The organism is Longimicrobium sp. (assembly GCA_036387335.1).
GTDB lineage: Bacteria > Gemmatimonadota > Gemmatimonadetes > Longimicrobiales > Longimicrobiaceae > Longimicrobium.
Genome location: DASVTZ010000130.1, coordinates 1 through 18,973 on the forward strand (window position 1 = coordinate 1; position 18,973 = coordinate 18,973).

The 18,973-nt window shown below is 71.5% G+C and carries 17 protein-coding genes and 1 rRNA gene; 11 read left to right on the plus strand and 7 right to left on the minus strand.

Annotation, left to right across the window (positions count from 1 at the left end; translation table 11 throughout):
• Positions 1–116, plus strand: a 5S ribosomal RNA gene (gene rrf, locus VF647_12150); the annotation flags it as partial.
• A gap of 578 nt (positions 117–694) precedes the next feature.
• Positions 695–1,339 (plus strand): hypothetical protein, encoded by a 645-nt coding sequence (locus VF647_12155; GenBank protein HEX8452844.1) that lies wholly within the window; start codon positions 695–697, stop codon positions 1,337–1,339.
• A 198-nt stretch (positions 1,340–1,537) separates the two neighbouring features.
• Here VF647_12155 and VF647_12160 read toward each other — a convergent pair whose 3' ends face one another.
• Both VF647_12160 and VF647_12165 read right to left on the minus strand, forming a co-directional pair.
• Positions 1,538–1,726 carry a hypothetical protein gene (locus VF647_12160; GenBank protein HEX8452845.1) on the minus strand — a complete coding sequence of 63 codons (189 nt, stop codon included), beginning with the start codon at positions 1,724–1,726 and terminating at the stop codon, positions 1,538–1,540.
• A 9-nt stretch (positions 1,727–1,735) separates the two neighbouring features.
• Positions 1,736–1,939, minus strand: coding sequence for a hypothetical protein (locus tag VF647_12165; protein HEX8452846.1), 204 nt, complete (start codon positions 1,937–1,939; stop codon positions 1,736–1,738).
• Here VF647_12165 and VF647_12170 point away from each other — a divergent pair.
• Positions 1,843–2,310 carry a hypothetical protein gene (locus VF647_12170; GenBank protein ID HEX8452847.1) on the plus strand — a complete coding sequence of 156 codons (468 nt, stop codon included), beginning with the start codon at positions 1,843–1,845 and terminating at the stop codon, positions 2,308–2,310. The two genes, VF647_12165 and VF647_12170, sit on opposite strands and share 97 nt — an antisense overlap.
• Here the strand turns inward: VF647_12170 and VF647_12175 are convergent.
• Positions 2,285–2,713 carry a hypothetical protein gene (locus VF647_12175; protein ID HEX8452848.1) on the minus strand — a complete coding sequence of 143 codons (429 nt, stop codon included), beginning with the start codon at positions 2,711–2,713 and terminating at the stop codon, positions 2,285–2,287. The two genes, VF647_12170 and VF647_12175, sit on opposite strands and share 26 nt — an antisense overlap.
• Positions 2,714–2,860: 147 nt before the next feature.
• Here VF647_12175 and VF647_12180 point away from each other — a divergent pair, with 147 nt between their 5' ends.
• Both VF647_12180 and VF647_12185 read left to right on the plus strand, forming a co-directional pair.
• Positions 2,861–3,247: a response regulator gene (locus VF647_12180; protein HEX8452849.1), complete on the plus strand. Its 387-nt coding sequence runs from the start codon at positions 2,861–2,863 to the stop codon at positions 3,245–3,247.
• Between the two features lie 224 nt (positions 3,248–3,471).
• Positions 3,472–3,747, plus strand: coding sequence for a twin-arginine translocase TatA/TatE family subunit (locus tag VF647_12185; GenBank protein HEX8452850.1), 276 nt, complete (start codon positions 3,472–3,474; stop codon positions 3,745–3,747).
• A gap of 356 nt (positions 3,748–4,103) precedes the next feature.
• Here the strand turns inward: VF647_12185 and VF647_12190 are convergent, their stop codons facing one another.
• Together VF647_12190 and VF647_12195 are read right to left on the minus strand one after the other, a co-directional pair.
• A complete protein-coding gene (locus tag VF647_12190) occupies positions 4,104–5,273 on the minus strand; it encodes a hypothetical protein (GenBank protein ID HEX8452851.1) in 1,170 nt (389 codons plus the stop codon).
• A gap of 146 nt (positions 5,274–5,419) precedes the next feature.
• Positions 5,420–6,049, minus strand: a complete 630-nt coding sequence (locus VF647_12195) for a hypothetical protein (protein HEX8452852.1) — start codon at positions 6,047–6,049, stop codon at positions 5,420–5,422.
• A 145-nt stretch (positions 6,050–6,194) separates the two neighbouring features.
• Between VF647_12195 and VF647_12200 the strand changes: the two genes are divergently transcribed.
• From VF647_12200 to VF647_12215, 4 genes are read left to right on the plus strand one after another with little or no spacing between them, the layout of a single operon-like run.
• The gene (locus VF647_12200; GenBank protein HEX8452853.1) at positions 6,195–6,476 is read left to right on the plus strand and encodes a hypothetical protein; all 282 of its coding nucleotides are present in this window, start codon (positions 6,195–6,197) and stop codon (positions 6,474–6,476) included.
• Positions 6,469–7,074: a mismatch-specific DNA-glycosylase gene (locus tag VF647_12205; protein ID HEX8452854.1), complete on the plus strand. Its 606-nt coding sequence runs from the start codon at positions 6,469–6,471 to the stop codon at positions 7,072–7,074. Before VF647_12200 ends, VF647_12205 begins: the two co-directional genes overlap by 8 nt.
• Positions 7,071–8,225 (plus strand): glycine cleavage T C-terminal barrel domain-containing protein, encoded by a 1,155-nt coding sequence (locus VF647_12210; GenBank protein HEX8452855.1) that lies wholly within the window; start codon positions 7,071–7,073, stop codon positions 8,223–8,225. The genes VF647_12205 and VF647_12210 overlap by 4 nt, the downstream gene beginning before the upstream one ends.
• Positions 8,203–8,772, plus strand: a complete 570-nt coding sequence (locus VF647_12215) for a DUF1802 family protein (GenBank protein HEX8452856.1) — start codon at positions 8,203–8,205, stop codon at positions 8,770–8,772. The genes VF647_12210 and VF647_12215 overlap by 23 nt, the downstream gene beginning before the upstream one ends.
• 394 nt (positions 8,773–9,166) lie before the next feature.
• Here the strand turns inward: VF647_12215 and VF647_12220 are convergent, their stop codons facing one another.
• Together VF647_12220 and VF647_12225 are read right to left on the minus strand one after the other, a co-directional pair.
• A complete protein-coding gene (locus VF647_12220; GenBank protein HEX8452857.1) occupies positions 9,167–9,643 on the minus strand; it encodes a DUF1579 domain-containing protein in 477 nt (158 codons plus the stop codon).
• A 91-nt stretch (positions 9,644–9,734) separates the two neighbouring features.
• Entirely contained in the window at positions 9,735–10,577 is an 843-nt protein-coding gene (locus VF647_12225) for a DUF1206 domain-containing protein (protein HEX8452858.1), read from the minus strand.
• Positions 10,578–10,918: 341 nt separating this feature from the next.
• Here VF647_12225 and lpdA point away from each other — a divergent pair, with 341 nt between their 5' ends.
• Both lpdA and VF647_12235 read left to right on the plus strand, forming a co-directional pair.
• Positions 10,919–12,322, plus strand: a complete 1,404-nt coding sequence (lpdA, locus tag VF647_12230) for a dihydrolipoyl dehydrogenase (protein HEX8452859.1) — start codon at positions 10,919–10,921, stop codon at positions 12,320–12,322.
• A gap of 300 nt (positions 12,323–12,622) precedes the next feature.
• Positions 12,623–18,946 (plus strand): Ig-like domain-containing protein, encoded by a 6,324-nt coding sequence (locus VF647_12235; protein ID HEX8452860.1) that lies wholly within the window; start codon positions 12,623–12,625, stop codon positions 18,944–18,946.
• Positions 18,947–18,973: the final 27 nt, after the last annotated feature.

Consider the following 18,973-nt stretch of genomic DNA (forward strand, 5'->3'; position numbering starts at 1 on the left):
CCGGTGGCCATGGCGTGGGGGATCACCCGATCCCATCCCGAACTCGGAAGTTAAGCCCCACTCGCGCGGATGGTACTGCCGGGGCCACCCGGTGGGAGAGTACGGCGCCGCCGGCCTGCACATCAAGCCCCCCGATGCTCCTGTGAGCGTCGGGGGGCTTCTGTTTTATGCATGCATCCCAACAGCAGTCTCACGCGGAGACGCGGAGAACGCGGAGGAGCACGCGAAGTTCTCTCTGCGCCTCCGCGCCACCGCGTGAGGCCATGCAGTTGCAGTTGATAGCAGAAGGCCCGAAGCCGGGGAGGCTTCGGGCCTTCAAAGGGGGGGTGGCAGCGCCGAGGGCGTGGGGCGGGTAGGTCGTGCGGCGGGACTGCGGGTGGGTGCTGCAGGTGCGCTTGAGTCGATCTGGTCCTGCGGTCGCTGGCCCCCTTCTGCGCGTCGTCTCCGACGTTCGGCTACCCTATTGGCAATCGGAGGGCCATTCCGGGGCGCTCCGGCAAGCGGTTGCAACGTACACACTTGCGGTTTCTTGGCCGATGCGGTGTGCGGGATTATTGGGACTGCGCGCGGACAAGTGGGACATTCGCTCCTCACCCGCGGTGGGGCAGGGTGCGCCCGCATGTGGAGCGGGATGTGAAGTGCGGGGTACAGGCGCGTCGGGAGCATTGCGCGCCGGCATCGACACGAGGATGTGATGTCCAGGAAGTACGGGATCAAAGAGGTGTTCGGGACGCTCCAGGGCGAAGGGGCGCAGGCGGGGACGCCGTCGGTCTTCCTGCGCTTCGCGGGGTGCAATCTGGGCTACGAGGTGTGTCCCTTCTGCGACACGGACTGGCTGCGGCCCAGCGTCGTGACCGACTTGGAGGGCACGCTCGAGCTCGTGCGCCAGGAGGCGGAGAAGTCGTTCGGGGGCGAGCGCCCGGGGCTGCTGCTGGTGGCGACGGGCGGGGAACCGAGCCTGCAGCTCGACCGGCCGCTCTCCGATGCGCTGCGCGCGCGCGGATACCGGATCGCGATGGAGTCCAACGGGTCGCGCGAGGTGGACCAGTCGCTCGTGGACTGGCTCACGATCTCGCCCAAGCAGGAGGAGTTCGCGCAGAAGGAGGGGAGCGAGCTGAAGCTGCTCTTCACCGGCACCTCCATCCCCGGGATCACACCGGACGTGGCGGCGGTGCGGCGGATTGTGGAGGGGACCCGCTTCGAGCAGTACTTCCTCCAGCCCATCGACGTCGCCGAGGCCGGCGGGCCGAACTACGCCGAGGCGATCCGAGCCGTGATGGAGCTGGGGCCGCCGTGGAGGCTCTCCGTGCAGACCCACAAGGTGGTGGGGATTCCTTGACCCACTCGTGGCGCTGACGGTGCGCGCCTTCTACACCGACCAGTTCGTGCTCCCGCTTCCGGAGGGGCACCGCTTCCCCATGATCAAGTACGCCCGCGTCCGCGAGCGCTGCCTGGCGGAGGGGATCCTGCGCGAATCGGATCTGGAGGTGCCGCCCGCCGCCGCGTGGGACGAGCTCATGCTGGTGCACGATCGCGACTACGTGGAGCGCGTGCGTGAGGGGCGGCTGGAGTACCTGGAGCAGCGGCGGATCGGCTTCCCGTGGAGCGATGGGATGGTGGAGCGCTCGCGCCGCTCGGCCGGGGCGACCATCTGCGCGGGGAGGGTGGCGCTGGGGGAGAAGGAGGCGGGCGGGTGGGGCGTGGCGGTGAACCTGGCCGGCGGCACCCATCACGCCTACCCGGACCACGGCGAGGGCTTCTGCGTCTTCAACGACGCGGCGGTCGCCATCCGCGTCCTGCAGCGCGAGGGGGCGATCCGGCGCGCCGCGGTGATCGACTGCGATGTGCACCAGGGGAACGGCACCGCCGCCGTCTTCGCGTCCGATCCCTCCGTCTTCACCTTTTCCATCCACGGCGCGCGGAACTTCCCCTTTCGCAAGGAGCGCAGCTCGCTCGACGTGGAGCTCCCCGACGGCGCGGGGGGACGACGCCTTCCTCGCCGCGCTGGAGCTGCACGTGCCGCGGGTGCTCGCCGAGTTCGCGCCGGAGCTGGTGATCTACCTGGCCGGCGCCGATCCCTTCCACGAGGACCGCTTCGGCCGCCTGGCGATGACCAAGGACGGGCTGGCGGAGCGCGACCGGCTGGTGCTGGGCGCGTGCCGCGACGCGGGCGTCCCCGTGGCGGTTGCCATGGCGGGCGGGTACGCGCGCGACACCGAGGACACCGTCGACATCCACGTGCGCACCATCCGCACGGCGGCGGCGATGCACGCGGAGCGGGCGGTCAGCGCTGGAGCTGGTACAGCTTGACGGAATTGCCGTCGCAGGGCTGCCCCACGTTCTGCGTCAGCCCCTGCGGGGTGCGCTGGAGCACGAGGGTGAACGCTTCGGGCGCGCCGGTGGTCTCGAGGTTGAGCTGGACTCGGCCATCGAAGGTGCCCCGGTAGCTTCCGGTGGCGCTGACGGTGCGCACCTCGTTCGCCGACGGGCGAGTGCCGCGCTGGTGGTACTCGACGTTGCGGCCCGGGCCGACGGTGATGCGCTCCTCTTCGATCCGGAGAGAGATGCAGGGCTCGCTCGCGGGGAGCGGCGTGCCGTCGATGCTGACCAGGACGTACGTCCCCGGTTCGAGCGGGGTCGCCTCGTCCGTCACGATGGCGTCGCACGCGGCGAGCAGGAGGGCGGGGAGGATGAGCCAGTGGGCGGTTTTCATCGTCGTACATGTGGCGTGGTGGGAGCGGGATGACGGCCGCGTGAGAACGCGTCAGCGGCGCGGGGCGTGACGCTGGATCGTTTCGCCGAGCGCCGGGGTAAGCATACTCTCCAGACCGTCCCGCGTCTCCGCCAGCGCCCCCCTCGCATGTCCGAGAACACCGTCCTTCTCGTCGAAGACAATCCAGACAATCGTGACATCTACGGCACCTTTCTCCGGCACTACGGCTTCACGGTCGTCGAGGCCGAGGATGGCGAGGAAGGGGTGCGTCTGGCGCGCGAGTTTCTGCCGGGCGTGATCCTGATGGACGTGGGGCTGCCGCTGCTGGACGGGCTGGAGGCCACGCGGCTCCTGAAGGCGGACCCCGCGACCGCGGACATCCCGGTCGTCGCCCTGACGGCGCACGCGATGGAGAGCGATCGGCGGGCCGCGTTCGACGCCGGGTGCGACGCATACCTCGCGAAGCCGGCGGAGCCCAGTCGCGTGCTGGAGATGGTGCGCTCGCTGATGCCGGTGGGGGCGGGCGGCGCGTAGGCGTTCTCCCCACCGCGGGCGTGGGTGATGCGGCTCGTGTGAGTCGAGATCCGCCCGACTGCGCGGGATGGGGTCTGGCGAGAGTTTACATGCGTTCGGGTTGTCGGCGGCGGGGGATGCCGCTATCTTTAGGGCTCGCAAGAGCTTCTGACGTATCGTGCACTGCCGGGCGGATCGCCGCCCGTTCCAGGTTCGCCCTTCCATCCTTTGGCCCGGAGGTTCCAATGCCGTTTGGACTCGGCTTTGGCGAGACGGTGATCATCTTCGCGGTGTTCCTTCTCCTCTTCGGGGCGAAGCGCCTCCCCGAGCTCGCGAGCGGGATGGGGAAGGGGATCCGCGATTTCAAGCGCGCGCTGAACGGGCTGGACGAGAACTCCATCCAGGCCAACGCGGACCAGAACTACCTCCAGTCTACGCCGGTCGCGCCGCAGGTGCCTGCCGCGACGCCGGCGGCCGCGGCTCCGGTCGCGGCGGCGGAGAGCGAGAAGGTCGCGCAGTAAGGGCTGGTGGGTGGTGGAGAGCGGGGCTCCCGGTGATGCCGGGGGCCCCGCTTTGTTTTTGCGGTGTGGTGGCAGTCCCGGCGGTTGAAACCGCTGCAACAACCGCGGGAAGCCTGCCTTCGCAGGCTCCGGGGGGCGAGGGCGGCGCCCGGTCGCCGGGGGATGAATCCACCGGCTGGAACGACGGGAAGGCGGCTGAAGCCGGCTCGTGAACTAGCGGGGGTTCGGCGCACGGTCGGGCACGGGCAGCCACATGGGGCGGCCCCTACGCGATCGGTTTGCGTTGCGGGCGTCGCGGCGGGGTCAGACACAGCAAAGGCGCGGAGAGTGATCTCCGCGCCTCTGGTGTGTTGGGGTCAGGACTTGGGGGCTGCGGCGCCGGCGGCGGGGGCGGGGTCGGGGAGCTCACGGGGGGTGAGGCCGCCCAGCTTGCCGCGGTCCAGGTTCGCGGCCTGGCTGCGCGGGTACGAAACCGTGCGCGGGTCGCCGTCCGAGATGTAGCGGTTGGTCGGGTCCTTTTCCCAGCGCGAGAGCTGCGCTTCGAGGGCGCCGGGGGCCACGATGAAGCGGTCCACCGAGTGAGGGTCCCAGCGGCGGTCCCAGGGCGGGACGTTGGGGCCGCCGGATACCTCGAGCACCACCTTGTTCTCGTAGCGCTTGCCGTTTCGGTAGGTGCCCGCCCAGGCCAGCGGCCGGTTCGCGGGCCACATCCCCAGGGGAAGGGCAAAGGTCACGATGTCGTAGTTGGCCGGGAGGTAGGCCTTGATGCTGTCCTCGCCGATGCCGATGTAGTCCTGCACCTTGCTGCCCGCACGGTCCAGCCGCGCGTGGAAAAGGGTGTGGTTGCAGATCTCGTGGCCGTTGGCGACGAACCACTCCATCTTCTTGCGGATGTTGGCTTCGCGCTGCGCGCGCGGGGTGGCCTTGTCCGGCGTCTCGCCGAAGAAGTTGGACGGGTGCGCGGCCGCGGGGAGGATGCACCACACGCCGCCGCCGCTCCACGCCGGGTTCCGCTGCTTGAAGTCCGCCCACGAGCCGACCATCGTGTTCGGGTCGATGGAGCCGTCCGGGCGGAAGTAGAACTGGCCGCGGGTGGCGTCGTCGAAGGTGAAGACGACCGGGGTGGTGCCCGCGGGGATGTCGATGTTGCGGTCGATCACCTGCCGCATGGTCACCGGCCGGTATCCACGCTCGTACAGCGACTGCAGGTCCTTGCGGAAGTTCGCCAGGGTGCGGACGAACTCGCCCTCGGGGGAGCCGGTGCGGTGGTACTCCAGCACCATGATGCGCCCCATCTCGTTGGGCGGAAGGTTCGCCACCGGCCCGGTGGGACCCTTTGGAGCAGCCGGTGCCGCGCTCTGCGCCTGGCCCTCTGCCGCGGGTGCCGCGCCGGTGGTGTCGCCGGGAATGTCCTTCCCCTCTCCGCCCTTCTCTGAGCTTCCCCCTTCTCCGCCGCAGGCGGCGAGCACCGCCCCCAGCGTCAGCGCCACCGCGGCGCGCCTGATCGTGTACAGCTCGTTGGGCATGGTCTTGGTCCGTCCTGCGTGTCCGTGCATGCGCGCCCGCGGTCGCGGGGGGCGCGGGGGCGGGGTGCAAGGTCCGTGCAAGGAAGTGCGTGAGTGCGTGAGTGCGTGAGTGCGTTTGGATCGAGCGCACTAACGCACTTACGAACTCACGCACCCGTTTCGTCCTCCGCCCGCGCCGCTTCGTGCAGGCGGGGCAGCAGCTTGTCCGCGAGGTGGGCCATTACGCGCTGGTAGACGATGCGGGCGCGGTCGTCGGGGAGGTCCAGGCGGTCGGCGTAGAGGGAGACGGCGCGGGATGGATCGGCTACTTCGCCCAGGATGTCGACGAAGCCGAGGGCGTGGCGCATGTGCATGTTGGCCACCGCTTCCTCTGAGCGGGCGGCGGCGAGCTCCATCCAGAGCTGCTCCTCGCCGCTGCGCTTGCGCTGGCGGCGGATGTAGCGGAGCGCGCCGAGCGGGGTTGCGTAGCGCCAGTCGAATCCCCAGCCACGATGCCCCTCGCGCGCCAGGTCGTCGCGCACGTCCGCGTCGTCCAGCAGGTTGACGGCGTGGGTGCCCACCGCCTCCGCGTCCTCGCCGTCGAGGGCCATGATCTCGATGTAGCGCGAGATCGCCTCGTCGAAGGGCATCCGCGGCGCCAGCACCGTCACCAGGTCGTGGGCGAGGCGTGCGTGCGTGTCCACCAGGTCTTCGCGGGCCAGCGCCTCGGCGCGGTCCAGGCGGCGCTGGATCTCCGGCGGTACGCCCTGCAGCCAGCGGGTGACGGGCGAGGCCATGCGGTCTCTCTCTTTCGGTGGACGGGGGATCGGCGTTTGCTGCGGGGCGGGCGCGCCATTACCATTGGGCGCGCACCAAAGATGCGCGTTTCAATCCTGGCAAACAACCGCCCGCGCGGTTCGCAACGATCGGGGGTCCTTTAAGATGGCGCTTTCGCGCAGCTCGTCGTGGAAGGAGCACCGCCTGGCCAACCGGCTGGATTGCGGCGGCAGCGAGTACAGTGTGGACCTGGTGGCGCGCAAGGCCACCGGCGTGGAGGGGTGGAAGATCACCGTCGTCTTCCTGCCGCGCGAGGCCGGCGACGAGATCAAGGTGGAGCTTCCAAACGCCGCCTCCACGGCCGAGGTGCGGCGCCTGGTGACGGAGCTGGAGGGGAACGAGGCGCGGCTGAAGGAGATGTGCGGGGGGACCGCGGGGAATGGGTGATGGGGAATGGGGAATGGGAGGGCAGGCGATTCCCCATTCCCCAATCCCCATTCCCCCGCTGTACCTCGTCGACGGCGAGACGGTCCGCACCCTGCCCGACCTGATCGCCCCCGGAGTGCGTCTGCTCTTCGTCGGCTTCAACCCCAGCGTACGGGCGGCGCGGCTGGGGCACTACTACGCGGGGCGCAACAACCGCTTCTGGGACCTGCTGGCGGCTTCGGGGCTCACGCCGCGCCGCTTCCACTTCGAGGAAGACCGGCTCCTGCTCGGGCTGGGCATCGGGGTGACGGACCTGGTGAAGCGGCCCACCCGCAGCGCGGCCGAGGTCACCGCGACGGAGTACCGCGAGGGGGTGCGGAGGCTGCGCGGGATCGTGGCGGAGCTGCGGCCGCGCGTGGTGTGCTACAACGGCAAGGGCGTGTACCTGCTGGCTTCGGGGCTCGCATCGGCGCCGTGGGGGGCGCAGGCGACGCAGGTGGCTGCGGGGGTGACCGACTTCGTGGTGCCGAGCCCAAGCGGGCTGGCCCGCATCCCCTTCGCCGAGAAGGCGCGCTGGTTCACCGAGCTCAGGACTCTGATGGAAGGGATGCAAGGATGAGCGAGACGACGATGCGCGTGATCGCCGAGCCGCCGATGCGGCGGTTCCAGGAGGCGGCCGGCGCCCTCTTCACCGAGGTGGCGGGGCGCTCCGTGGCTCAAAGCTACGGCGACACGCTGGCCGAGTACCACGCCGTACGCGACGGCGTGGGGGTGGCCGAGCGCAGCGACCGCGCGCGCATCCGCATGTTGGGGAAGGACCCCGCCAAGATGCTCCACGGCCTCATCACCAACGACCTGCTGGCCGCGCCGGCCGGGCAGGGGGTGTACGCCGCGATGCTGACCCCGAAGGGCCGCACGCTGGCCGAGCTGCGCGCCTTCCGCCGCTCCATCGAGGAGGTCCTGGTGGAGATCCCGCGCGAGGCGCTGGCCGGCACGTGCGAGCACCTGCTCAAGTTCGTCCCCCCCATGTTCGCCCGCTGGGCCGACGTCTCTGGCGAGATCGAGCAGCTCGGCGTGTACGGTCCCAAGTCGGGGGCGCTACTGGAGCGGGTGCTGGGCGCTGGGCCGGGGGAGATGGCCGAGGACGCCTTTCGCGAGATGACCTTCGGCGAGGCGCCCGTGATGGTGGCGATGACGCGCTACGTGGGGAGCGAGATCGGCTTCGACCTGTTCGCCGCCCCCACCGTCGTCCCCGACCTCTGGACCGCATTGCTGGAGCAGGGCGCGGAGCTGGGCGCGCGGCCGGTGGGGCTGGCCGCCATCGATGCGTTGCGCATGGAGGCCGGGCGCCCGCGCTACGGCGCCGAGCTCACCGAAGACGTGATCCCCACCGAGGTTTTCGAGGAGACGGGAATGATGGAGCGCGCCATCTCCTTCTCCAAGGGGTGCTACACGGGGCAGGAGGTGATCGTGCGCATCGCCCACCGCGGCCACGTGAACCGCCACCTGCGCGGCTTCCGCCTGGGCGACGGCCCCGCGCCGGAAGTGGGGACGCGCCTCTTCCACCCCGAAACCGGGAAGGAGGTGGGGCGGCTGACCAGCGTCGCCTTCCTCCCGATGCTGGGGGAGACGGGGGCGCTGGGCTTCGCGCGGCGCGAGGTGGAGCCTGGGTCCGAGCTGCGTGTCGGCTCGCCCGACGGCCCATCCGCGAAGGTGGTGAAGCTCCCCTTCCAGCGCGGCCTGGACGATGGTCTCGTCGTCGTCGAGTAGGCAGGCGCTCAAGGAGTGGGCCTCAGTGGAGCGCGCCCTGGCCACGGCGCGCGTTTCGCTGCTGGTGCGCAAAGGGGGGATCAGCGAGCGGCGCGGCGGCTTCGACGTGGAGCACCGCGCCTTCTGGATCTTCCCCACCGCCTTCCACCAGAACGCGGAGGAGCTTGCGCCGGAGTTCCGCGACCTGCTCGCCGCCCCGGAGCCCGCCTCGCGCGACGAGGTGCGACTGCGCGTCTTCGCCGAGGTCGTAGAAGCCTTCCGCGTGGAGAGCCTGGAGGTGATGGCGCGCCTCGCCGGCCTCCACCCTATGGCGCCCGAGACGGTGCGATCGCGCTTCGAGTACAAGGGGCGCCCCTACCTGCATGTCATCCTGGTGCGCGCCTACGTCCTCCCCGAGCCCATCGTCATCCCCAACACGATCGGCTACGAGGGCTGCGTGAGCTGGGTGGCGCTGGACGACGAGATCCCGACGGCGGGTGCGGTGCCGGTGGTGGGGGATGCGGAGTTCGAGGCGTTGCGGGCGGAGGTGCGGGGGCGGGTGGGGTAGGGCCCTCACCCCCGCTCGTTCCTCGCTGCCCCCTCTCCCGATAACAGGAGAGGGCTCCGCCCTCTGTTATCGAGAGAGGGGGCGTATGTTGTTGCCACGCGTGCAGATACGGTAGGGGCGCGATTCGTAGCGCCCGTGTCACGCCCTGCACCGTCGCCTGCCCCTGTGCACCGATGCTGGTAGGGGCAGACCTGCGTGTCTGCCCGCCCTCTCCTGCGCGCCGACCCCCGCCCCCCGGCACCCAACCCGGTAGGGGCCGCCCCACGTGGCTGCCCGTGCCCTCCCCCGCGACGCACTCCGCCACGCGCACGAATGCACGCCAAACGCCCCTCCCCCAGGCTGTTTTGGGGGAGGGGCCGCGAGGAACGAGCGGGGGAGGGGGCCCTCCGCCTCTCTACACCCGCCGGTAGTGCGCCGTCATGAACAGCGTCCACTCGCCGCTGGCCAAGCGGTAGCTGGAGGTGAGGACGCGGTGGTCCGGGGCGCGGATCTCGATGGTGTCGCGGTAGTCGGTGATGCTGCCGTCCTCGACGCTCGGGCCGCGAGTCGAGAGCACCAGCGCATTGCCCGACTCGTCGAGCTCGCCCTCGTAGATCCACTGGTTCGTCATCATTGAGCCGATGAAGCTCCCCACGAAGCGCCCTTTCGCCGGGTCGTACCCCAGCGCCATCAGCGTCCGCCCGCTACCCATCTCGCCCTCACAAACCACCCAGGCGCCTCCGAGCGAGCGCACGGTCTCGCGGGACTTGTGGGTGTCGGTGGGGCCGCCGGGGGACATCTCGGCCTCCATCTCGCAGGTCCACTCGCCCACCATCTGCTCCAGCCACTGGTGCTCCTTCGTCAGCTCCACATGCATGGCCGCGTCTGACATGCTCGTGCCTCTCCGCTCGGTGGGTAAATGCCGGGCCCTCGCCCCTGTCCATGGTAGCGTCGAACGGGGGGCGGGGGAATCGACATGAGGGTCAGGCGGGCTTGATGCGGCGGTAGCGCGCCTTGAGGAGCTGCGTGATGCCGTAGCCGATCAGCCCCATCGCGACGAGGCCGAGCACCCAGGCGCCGTACGCGGTGTCGTGCAGGGCATCGAGTGCGCCGCCCAGGCCGCGGGTTTCGCCAGGGTTGCTGTGCCGTGCGGCCTGCACCAGGAAGAAGCCGAGCACCAGGAATACCACGCCGCGTGCCGCCAGCCCCGCCCGCGCCGTGCGGATCGCCCACGTACGCGCCCCGGAGCTGAGCGGCGACAGGTCGAGCTGCTTGTCCAGCTTGGCCTTGTACGCCTGCATCAGCTGCACGGCGCCGTACGCCGCGACTCCCAGACCGGCGGCTCCCACGAGGAATCGTCCGCCGGGCGCCTCCATCACCGTGGCCGTCCACGATGCGGCGCCGCTGTCGCCGCCGCTGCTGGCTGACGACGAGCCTAACGCCATGCGGATGGCGGAGAGGGCGAGCCCCACGTGGATGACGCCGCTGATGGCGAAGAGGGCGCGCTTGCCGGCGCCGTCGTGCTCGGGGTTGATGCTTGCCTCCACGAAGCGCCACAGGGAGTAGCCCAGCAGCCCCACCGCCACCAGCCCGAGCATGAACTTGCCGCCGGGCCGCTGCAGGATCTCGCCGAAGACGCCCCGCTGGTCCGCCGCGCCGCGCTCCCCGCGCGCGGCCTGCGCGGCGATGATCCCCAGGATCACGTACACGACGCCCCGCGCGGCGTACCCCATCCGCGCCAGCCGCTCCACCCAGGGCCCCGCCTCGCGCGCCGCGTCCCGCGCCGCGGCGCCCGCCTGCCCCGCCACTCCGTCGATCCGCGCCATTCCGTTCTCCCGCCGCTGTGAGGGTGGGACTGCTTGGTGGAGCGCAGAGCAAGAATGGTGACGGGTGGAAGGAAGTGCTGAGTGCTGGGTGCTAAGTGCTGAACTGCAGTGCGTGAGTGCGTTAGTGCGTGAGTGCGCTTTACTCGGCACTAGGCACTAGGCACTAGGCACTTAGCACTTAGGACTTAGCACTTAGGACTTAGCACTTAGGACTTAGGCTTTGCACTTCCGTCCCCTCCCCCGTACTTTGGGCGCGTTTCCCGGACGCCGAGGGTGGGGTCCGGGGCGCGGGGCTCCGGGGGACGGGGCGCCGCCCACCATCCGAGATCCAGAGGTGCACTTTGGCGGATACGAGCTTCGACATCGTGGTCATCGGCGCGGGCCCCGGCGGGTACGTCGCCGCCATCAAGGCCGCGCAGCTTGGCTACAAGACCGCGTGCGTGGAGGAAGACGCGCTCGGCGGCATCTGCCTCAACTGGGGGTGCATCCCCACCAAGGCGCTGCTGGAGAGCGCGGCCATGATCACGCACCTGGGGCACGCCCAGGAGTTCGGCGTCACCGTCGGCGAGATCAAGACCGACCTCGCGCAGGCCGTCAAGCGCTCGCGCCAGGTGAGCGAACGGCTGGTGAAGGGGATCGGCTTCCTCTTCAAGAAGAACAAGATCACCCACCTCCCCGGCCGCGGGCGCCTCGCCGGCGGCGGGAAGGTGGAGGTGACGGCCAAGGACGGGTCGAAGTCCACCGTCGCGGCCAAGCACATCATCATCGCCACCGGCAGCAAGCCGCGCGACCTGCCGTTCCTGCGCATCGACCACGACCGCGTGTGGGACTCCACCGACGCCATGATCCCGCAGTCGCCACCCAAGACGCTGGCGGTGATCGGCGCGGGGGCCATCGGAATGGAGTTCGCGGACGTGCACAGCGCCTTCGGCACGCAGATCACCATCATCGAGGCCGCCGACCGCGTGCTGCCGCTGGAGGACAAGGACGTCTCCGCCGTGGTGGAGAAGGCGTACCGCAAGCGCGGGATGACGATCCTGACCGGCGCCAAGCTGGAAAAGGCGGACATCGGCAAGGACGGCGTGACGCTCACCGTGAAGACGGCCAAGGGCGAGACGCAGACGATCCAGGCGGAGCGCGTCCTTTCAGCCATCGGCCGCGTGCCGCTGACCGAGGACATCGGGCTGGAGAAGGCGGGGGTGAAGCTCACCGACCGCGGCTTCATCGAGGTGGACCGCCAGCTGCGCACGAACGTGGAGGGGATCTACGCGATCGGCGACGTGGCGGGGCCGCCGCTGCTGGCGCACAAGGGCTCTCACGAAGGCGTGGCGTGCGTGGAGGCGATCCACGGCGACAAGCACGCGGGGATCGACTACTCCAACATCCCCAACTGCACCTACTGCCACCCCGAGGTCGCGTCGGTCGGCCTCACCGAGGCACAGGCGCGTGAGAAGGGGCACGACGTGGAGATCGGCTCCTTCCCCTGGAGCGCCAACGGCCGCGCCCTCACGGCCGGCGACTCGGAAGGGTTCGTCAAGGTGATCCGCGACAAGAAGTACGGCGAGATCCTGGGCGCGCACCTGGTGGGCCCGCACGCCACTGAGCTGATCGCCGAGTTCGTCGTCGGGCGGCACCTGGAGGCCACCATGGAGGAGATGGACCGCGCGATGCACCCGCACCCCACGCTCTCCGAGGCGGTGGCGGAGGCGGCGCTGGCGTCGATGGGGCACGCGCTGCACATCTAGCGGGAGGCCGGTACGATGGGATGGAGGCGCGGGGCAGCGGATGCTCTCCGCGCCTCTTTGCTTAGGTGGATCGCGGCCGCAGCCGGGGGATAAATCCCCCGGCTGGAACCACGCGAAGACGGCTGAAGCCGTCTCGAGTGGCCTGCGTGGTGTGTTCGTTTTGCGGAGTGTGTCGTCCTAGCTGTTGTGCGGGCTTCGCTCGCCCGGGGCCGCGGGGGGTGAGAAGTTTTTCTTTGTCTTTCCTCTGTGTCTCTGTGTCTCTGTGTGAGATTGCTGTTTTCCGTCCTCCCGAGCCTGTCCATGATGCCCAGTCTCCGCCGTCTTCTCGCCGCCGCCGTGGTCGCCGCGGCCATGTTCGCGCCCTCGCAGGGGGATGCGCAGCGGGTCGTGCGCGTTCCGCCGCTGTATCCCACGTCGCCGCCACGGGTGATCGGGCTGGGGACCGTGGATACGACGGGGCTCCAGTTCCGCGTGTCGCAGGGGCGGGTGCTGGGGACGGCGGCGCTCCCCGCCACGCAAGGAGAGAGGATCAGCGCGCTGGAGGCGGCGCGCGTGCTGGCGCGCGCACGGCCGCTGGCGCCCGATTCGGCGGCGCGCGACAGCTTCCACTTCCCCGCGCAGACGATGCCCGCGCCGCGAGCCGGGGCCACCGTGGTCACCGGCTTCCCGTCGCGCGACACGGCGGGGTCGGTGCCGGTGCCGCGGATGGGGACGGGGGCGCTGACGGTCACGCGGCGCGCGCCGGAAGGAGAGGTGCCGCTGGGCGCGGAGGTGACGATCGCCTTTTCGCAGCCGATGGTGCCGCTCTCGTCCGTCGGCAACGTGGAGGCGCGGGCGGTGCCGGCGCGGCTTTCTCCGCAGGCGCCGGGGCGGTGGCAGTGGATCGACGTGAGGACGCTGCGCTTCGAGCCGCAGGGGCGCCTCCCGATGGCGACGGAGTTCACGGTGGAGATCCCCGCCGGCACCACGTCGGCCACGGGCGGGCGGCTGGCGGAGGCGGTGCGCTGGACCTTCGCCACCCCCGCGCCCCGGGCCACGGGCGGGTGGCCGTACGGCGGCGCGACGGGATTGCGGCCCGTGATCGTCGCCCGCTTCGACCAGAACGTGAACCCCGCGGCCGTCCTCGCAAGCGTCGTGGTGCAGGCCGGCGGCGCGCGCGTGCCCGTGCGCATGGCCACGGCATCGGAGGTGGAGGCGGACGCGGATGCGCAGGCGCGCGTGCGCGGGCTGGAGGCGGGGCGCTGGATCGCCTTCCGCCCGGTCAACCCGCTGCCCAACAACGTTGAGGTCACGGTCACGATCGCGCCCGGCACTCCATCGGCCGAGGGGCCGCGGCGCACGGTGGACACCCAGGTGTGGAGCTTCCGCACCTTTGGGCCGTTCCGCTTCGTGCGCGGCAACTGCGGCTACGGAGGCCTGTGCCGCCCGGGGATGCCGTTCGTCCTCGAGTTCTCCAACCCGCTGGCCGACTCCCTCTTCGACGCATCGCTCGTGCGCGTGGAGCCCGCCATCGAGGGGATGCGCATCGCCCCGCAGGGCAACTCGCTGATGATCATGGGGCGGACGCGGCCCAACACGCGCTACACCGTGCGGGTGGACGCGGGGCTGCGCGACAGGTTCGGGCAGCGGCTCGCGGGGCCGGCCACGGCGTCGTTCCAGGTGGGCGCGCCGGTGGCCCAGCTCTGGTCCGCGAACAACATGGTGGTGCTGGATCCGCAGGGGCCGCGCTCCGTCTCCGTGTTCGCGCGGGGGCACCAGCGGCTGCGCGTGCGGGTGCTCCGCGTGGCGCCCGAGGACTGGCTCACCTTCGGCCAGAGGGGCGGGCGTGAGCGCGGAGAGCCGATGCGGCTCCCCGGCCGCGAGGTCTCCAGCCGGCTCGTGCAGCCGGGCGGCCAGCCCGGCGACACGCGCGAGGTGGCGGTGGACCTGACGCCCGCGCTGGACGGCGGGCTGGGGCAGGTGGTGGTGGCGGTGGAGGCGGTCGAGGGCGCCACGGCGGGGGAGCGCAACCAGGGCGTGTATCTGTGGGTGCAGGCCACGCGCATCGGCCTCACCGCGTTCGGCGACATGACCGACCTGACGGCGTGGACGAGCTCGCTGGTGGACGGGCGCCCGCTCCCGGGCGTGGAGGTGAGGCTGCATCCCGCCGGCGCCGCGGCCACCACCGGCGCGGACGGGCTGGCGACGATGGGGCTTCCGTCCGGGACGGAGCGCTCGCTCATCGTGGCGCGGTCGGGGGGCGACGTCGCGATCCTGGCGCCGGGGATGGGCAACGCGGGGTGGGTGCACCTGGGGCGCCAGCCGGAGCAGGCGCATACCGCGTGGTACACCTTCACCGACCGCAACCTGTACCGCCCCGGCGAGACGGTGCGCTTCAAGGGGTGGGCGCGGCGGATGTCGTTCGGAAAGGACGGCGCCCTCACGCTTCCCGGCCGCGGCGCCGTGGACTACCTGGTGCGCGACTCGCGCGGCAACGAGATCGGCAAGGGGACGGCGCAGCTCACGGAGCTGGGCGGCTTCGACGCGTCGTTCGTGGTGCCGCAGGGGGCCAACCTGGGCCACGCATCCATCCAGGTGAGCCTGGCCGGGTCGCCGAACGATTCGCACGGCTTCTCCTTCCTGATGCAGGAGTTCCGCAGGCCCGAGTACGAGGTCTCCGTCACGGCCGACGAGGGCCCGCACTTCGTGGGCGGCGGAGCGGAGGTGGTGGCGCGCGCGTCGTACTTCAGCGGCGGCGGCCTTCCCGGCGCACCGGTGGAGTGGCGGGTGACGGCGGCGCCCGGCTTCTTCTCCCCGCCGGGGTGGGACGAGTGGAGCTTCGGCCCCACGCGCCCCTGGTGGTGGTGGATGGATGGCGACGATGACGGCGAGGAGGACGAGACTTTCAGCGGCGTCACCGACGCGTCGGGGGCGCACGCGATCCGGCTGGACTTCGACCGCGCCGTTCCCCCGCGCCCCTTCCAGGTGACGGCGTACGCCACCGTCACCGACGTCAACCGGCAGACGTGGACCTCCAGCGCGTCGCTCCTGGTGCACCCGTCCGCGGTGTACCTGGGGATGAGGACGCCCCGCTCGTGGCTCGAAGCGGGCGACACGATGGAGCTGGAGATGATCGCGGTGGGGCTGGACGGGAAGCCGGTCACCGGCCGCACCATCGACGTGCGCATCCGCCGCAACGAATGGCGCTTCGACGACGGGCGCTGGCGCGAGGTGGAGGCGGGGAGTGAGGCGTGCTCCCGCGTCTCCGGCACGACGCCGGTGCGCTGCACCTTTCGCGTCGTCGGCGGCGACTACCGCATCGAGGGGGTGACCACCGACGCGCAGGGCCGCCGCACCTTCACCACGCTGCGCATGTGGGTGGCGGGCCCCGGCGTGCGCTTCCCCGGCCGCGGCGAGGAGAACGAGGCGCGGCGGGTGGAGATGATCCCGGACAGGGAGCGCTACGCCGTGGGCGACACGGCGCGCATCCTCCTGCGCCTCCCCTTCCAGCCGGCGCGCGGGGTGGTGACGATCGGGCGGAACGGGATCGTGAGGACGGAGCCGCTCGCCACCGAGGGGGCCACGCACACGCTGCGCATCCCCATCACCGAGGCGGACGTGCCGAACGTGTGGGTGCAGGTGGACGTGACCGGCGCGACCTCCGGCGGCACTGAGGAGCTTCCGACGGCGCGCGGCGTGGACATGGCGGCGGGCACGGTGATGCTGCGCGTGCCGCCGCTCACCCGCACGCTCACCGTGCGCGCAGTGCCGTCCGACAGCACCATGCTGCCGGACGCGGAGGGCTCCGTTGAGGTGGAGGTCCGCGACGCGGGCGGGCGTCCCGTCGCGGGCGCCGAGGTGGCGGTGGTGGTGGTGGACGAGGCGGTGCTCGCGCTGAGCGGCTATCGCATCCCCGATCCGCTCGCGCTCTTCTACCCGGAGCGCGCGCCGGGGATCAACACGCTGCACCTGCGGCCGCTGGTCCGCGTAGTTGCGCCCGACTTCGCGCCGGCGCCGGGTACGCTGGTGGGGCGTGTGGTCAACGTGCAGACCGGGGAGCCGGTGGGCGGCACGCGGGTGTCGGTGCAGGGCTCCGGCCTCTCTGCCGTGGCCGATGCGCAGGGCCGTTTCCGCATCCGCGGCGTGCCGCAGGGGACGCTGACCTTGATCACGATGCAGGAGGGCTACGACGGCGCCAGCCAGACCGTACGCGTCGGCACGGACGCGACTGCGCCGCTGGTGCTCTACCTCGTCTCCGAGCAGGTGCGGCGGGAAGAGGCGATGGCGGACAGGGCGGGGAACGGAGTGGTGTACGAAAGACTGACCGCCACCGGCGCGGCCGCCAGCGCGCCGATGCCGGTGTCCGCTCCGCCCCCGCCGCCGCCTCCTCCTCCTGTGGAAGCGCCGATGTTGCAGGGGCGCGCGACCGGCATCATGCTCCGCGGGCTATCCCCGGGGAAGCCGACGACCATCGCCGTCCGCACCAATTTCGACCCGCTGGCCGTGTGGATGGCCGCCGTGCGCACAGACGCGCAGGGGCGGGTGCGGGTGCCGTTCAAGATTCCGTCGAACCTGACGCGCTACCGGGTGACGGCGGTCGCGGTGGAGGGCGCCACGCGCTTCGGGCTGGGCGAAAGCGCCATCACCGCGCGCCAGCCGCTGATGGTGAGGCCGTCGCCGCCGCGCTTCCTCAACTTCGGCGATCGCTTCGAGCTTCCCGTCGTGCTCCAGAACACCACGGGTGCGCCGATGGTGGTGCAGGTGGCGGCGCGCGCCGTGGGGGTGAGCTTCACCGATCCGGGCCGGCGCGTCACCATCCCGGCACGCGACCGGGTGGAGGTGCGCCTGGCCGCGGAGGCCGTGCAGGCCGGGCAGGCGCGCTTCCAGGTGGTGGCCGCCGGGGCGGACGGCGCGACAGACGCGGCGGAGTTCTCGCTCCCCGTCTACACCCCGGCCACGGCCGAGGCGTTCGCCACCTACGGCAACCTGGCCCAGGGCGCGGCCACCCTGCCGCTCGACGTGCCGATGGACGTCATCCCGTCGTTCGGCGGGCTGGAGGTGACCACTTCGTCCACTGCGCTGAGCGAGCTGACGGACGCCTTCCTCTACCTGGTGAGCTACCGCTACGAAGGGACGGAGCAGATCGCGTCGCGGATGATCGCCGTGGCGGCCCTGCGCGACGTGCTGGGCGCCGTCAACGCGGAGGGGCTGCCCTCGGCGGACTCGCTGCGCGCCTCGGTCGCGTCGGACGTGCGGCTGCTGGCGGCGCGCCAGAACGGCGACGGCGGGTTCGCTTGGTGGCAGCGCGGGCGCGAGTCGGCGCCGTACGCCAGCATCCACGCCGCGCACGCCCTGCAGCGGGTGCGCGAGGCCGGCTACGACGTGCCGGCGGAAGTCTTCAACCGCGCGCGCAGCTACCTGCGCGCCATCCCCGGCAACCTGCCGCGGGCGTACCCCGCGGACGCACGCCGCGCGCTGCACGCCTACGCCCTCTACACCCGCCGCCGCATGGGCGACGACGTGTCGGGCGACGTGCGCAGGCTGGTGACCGAGGCGGGCGGGGTGAACCAGCTCCAGCTGGAGACGGCCGGGTGGCTCCTCTCGGCGACGGCGGGGGAGCGCGGGCCGGCGGCGGTGCGCGACTCGCTGCTGACCCTGGTGAACAACCGCGCCACGGAGACGGCCACGACGGCCACCTTCGCCACGCGCTACACGGAGGGCGAGTACCTGCTGCTCCACTCGTCGCGGCGCACGGACGCGGTGGTGCTGGAAGGGCTGCTGGCCGCCGATCCACGCAACGAGCTGGTGGCCAAGACGGTGCGCGGGCTGCTGGGCAACCGCGTGCGCGGACGCTGGAGCAACACGCAGGAGAACGCGTGGGTGCTGCTGGCGGTGCAGCGCTACTTCCGCGAGTACGAGGCGCAGACTCCCGACTTCGTCGCCCGCGTCTGGCTGGGCGACCGGCTGGCGGGGAGCGCGCCCTTCCGCGGCCGCTCCGCTACGCGCGCGCAGACGGAGATCCCGATGCGCGTGCTCCAGCAGCTCCGCCCCCCGTCGCTGACCGTTGGGATGGAGGGGACGGGACGGCTTTACTACCGCGCCGGCCTCCGCTACGCCCCGCAAGACCTGGTACTCACGCCGATGCAGCGCGGCTTCGCGGTGGAGCGCACCTACGAGGCCGTGGACAGCGCGGGCGACGTTTCGCGCGGCGAGGACGGGATCTGGCGGGTGCGCGCGGGCGCGCGGATCCGCGTGACGGTCACGATGACGGCCCCGTCGCGCCGGCTGCACGTGGCGCTGGTCGATCCGCTCCCGGCCGGGTGGGAGCCGGTGAACAACGAGCTGCTCGGCGCCCAGCCGCAGGGCCGCGGCGATGAGGGCCCGGTGCGGCCGATGGGTCCGGTGGAGCGCGCGCTGATGACGGGCCGTGGCTACTGGGGCGGGAGCTGGTGGGAGCACCAGAACCTGCGCGACGATCGGGCGGAGGCGTTCACGTCGCTGCTGCCGGCGGGGGTGTACACCTACACGTACGTGGCTCGCGCCACCACCCCGGGCCTGTTCATCGTCCCGCCCCCGCGCGCCGAGGAGATGTACTCGCCGGAGACGTTCGGGCGCGGGGGGACGGACCGGGTGATCGTGCGGTAGGGCGCGGGGCCCCTCCCCCGCTCGTCA

Coding starts and splice junctions, on each gene's coding strand:
- VF647_12155 (HEX8452844.1), top strand. CDS start 695: ATGTCCAGGAAGTACGGGATCAAAGAGGTGTTCGGGACGCTCCAGGGC.
- VF647_12170 (HEX8452847.1), top strand. CDS start 1,843: ATGTGCACCAGGGGAACGGCACCGCCGCCGTCTTCGCGTCCGATCCCT.
- VF647_12175 (HEX8452848.1), bottom strand. CDS start 2,713: ATGAAAACCGCCCACTGGCTCATCCTCCCCGCCCTCCTGCTCGCCGCG.
- VF647_12180 (HEX8452849.1), top strand. CDS start 2,861: ATGTCCGAGAACACCGTCCTTCTCGTCGAAGACAATCCAGACAATCGT.
- VF647_12185 (HEX8452850.1), top strand. CDS start 3,472: ATGCCGTTTGGACTCGGCTTTGGCGAGACGGTGATCATCTTCGCGGTG.
- VF647_12190 (HEX8452851.1), bottom strand. CDS start 5,273: ATGCCCAACGAGCTGTACACGATCAGGCGCGCCGCGGTGGCGCTGACG.
- VF647_12195 (HEX8452852.1), bottom strand. CDS start 6,049: ATGGCCTCGCCCGTCACCCGCTGGCTGCAGGGCGTACCGCCGGAGATC.
- VF647_12200 (HEX8452853.1), top strand. CDS start 6,195: ATGGCGCTTTCGCGCAGCTCGTCGTGGAAGGAGCACCGCCTGGCCAAC.
- VF647_12205 (HEX8452854.1), top strand. CDS start 6,469: ATGGGTGATGGGGAATGGGGAATGGGAGGGCAGGCGATTCCCCATTCC.
- VF647_12210 (HEX8452855.1), top strand. CDS start 7,071: ATGAGCGAGACGACGATGCGCGTGATCGCCGAGCCGCCGATGCGGCGG.
- VF647_12215 (HEX8452856.1), top strand. CDS start 8,203: ATGGTCTCGTCGTCGTCGAGTAGGCAGGCGCTCAAGGAGTGGGCCTCA.
- VF647_12220 (HEX8452857.1), bottom strand. CDS start 9,643: ATGTCAGACGCGGCCATGCATGTGGAGCTGACGAAGGAGCACCAGTGG.
- VF647_12225 (HEX8452858.1), bottom strand. CDS start 10,577: ATGGCGCGGATCGACGGAGTGGCGGGGCAGGCGGGCGCCGCGGCGCGG.
- VF647_12235 (HEX8452860.1), top strand. CDS start 12,623: ATGATGCCCAGTCTCCGCCGTCTTCTCGCCGCCGCCGTGGTCGCCGCG.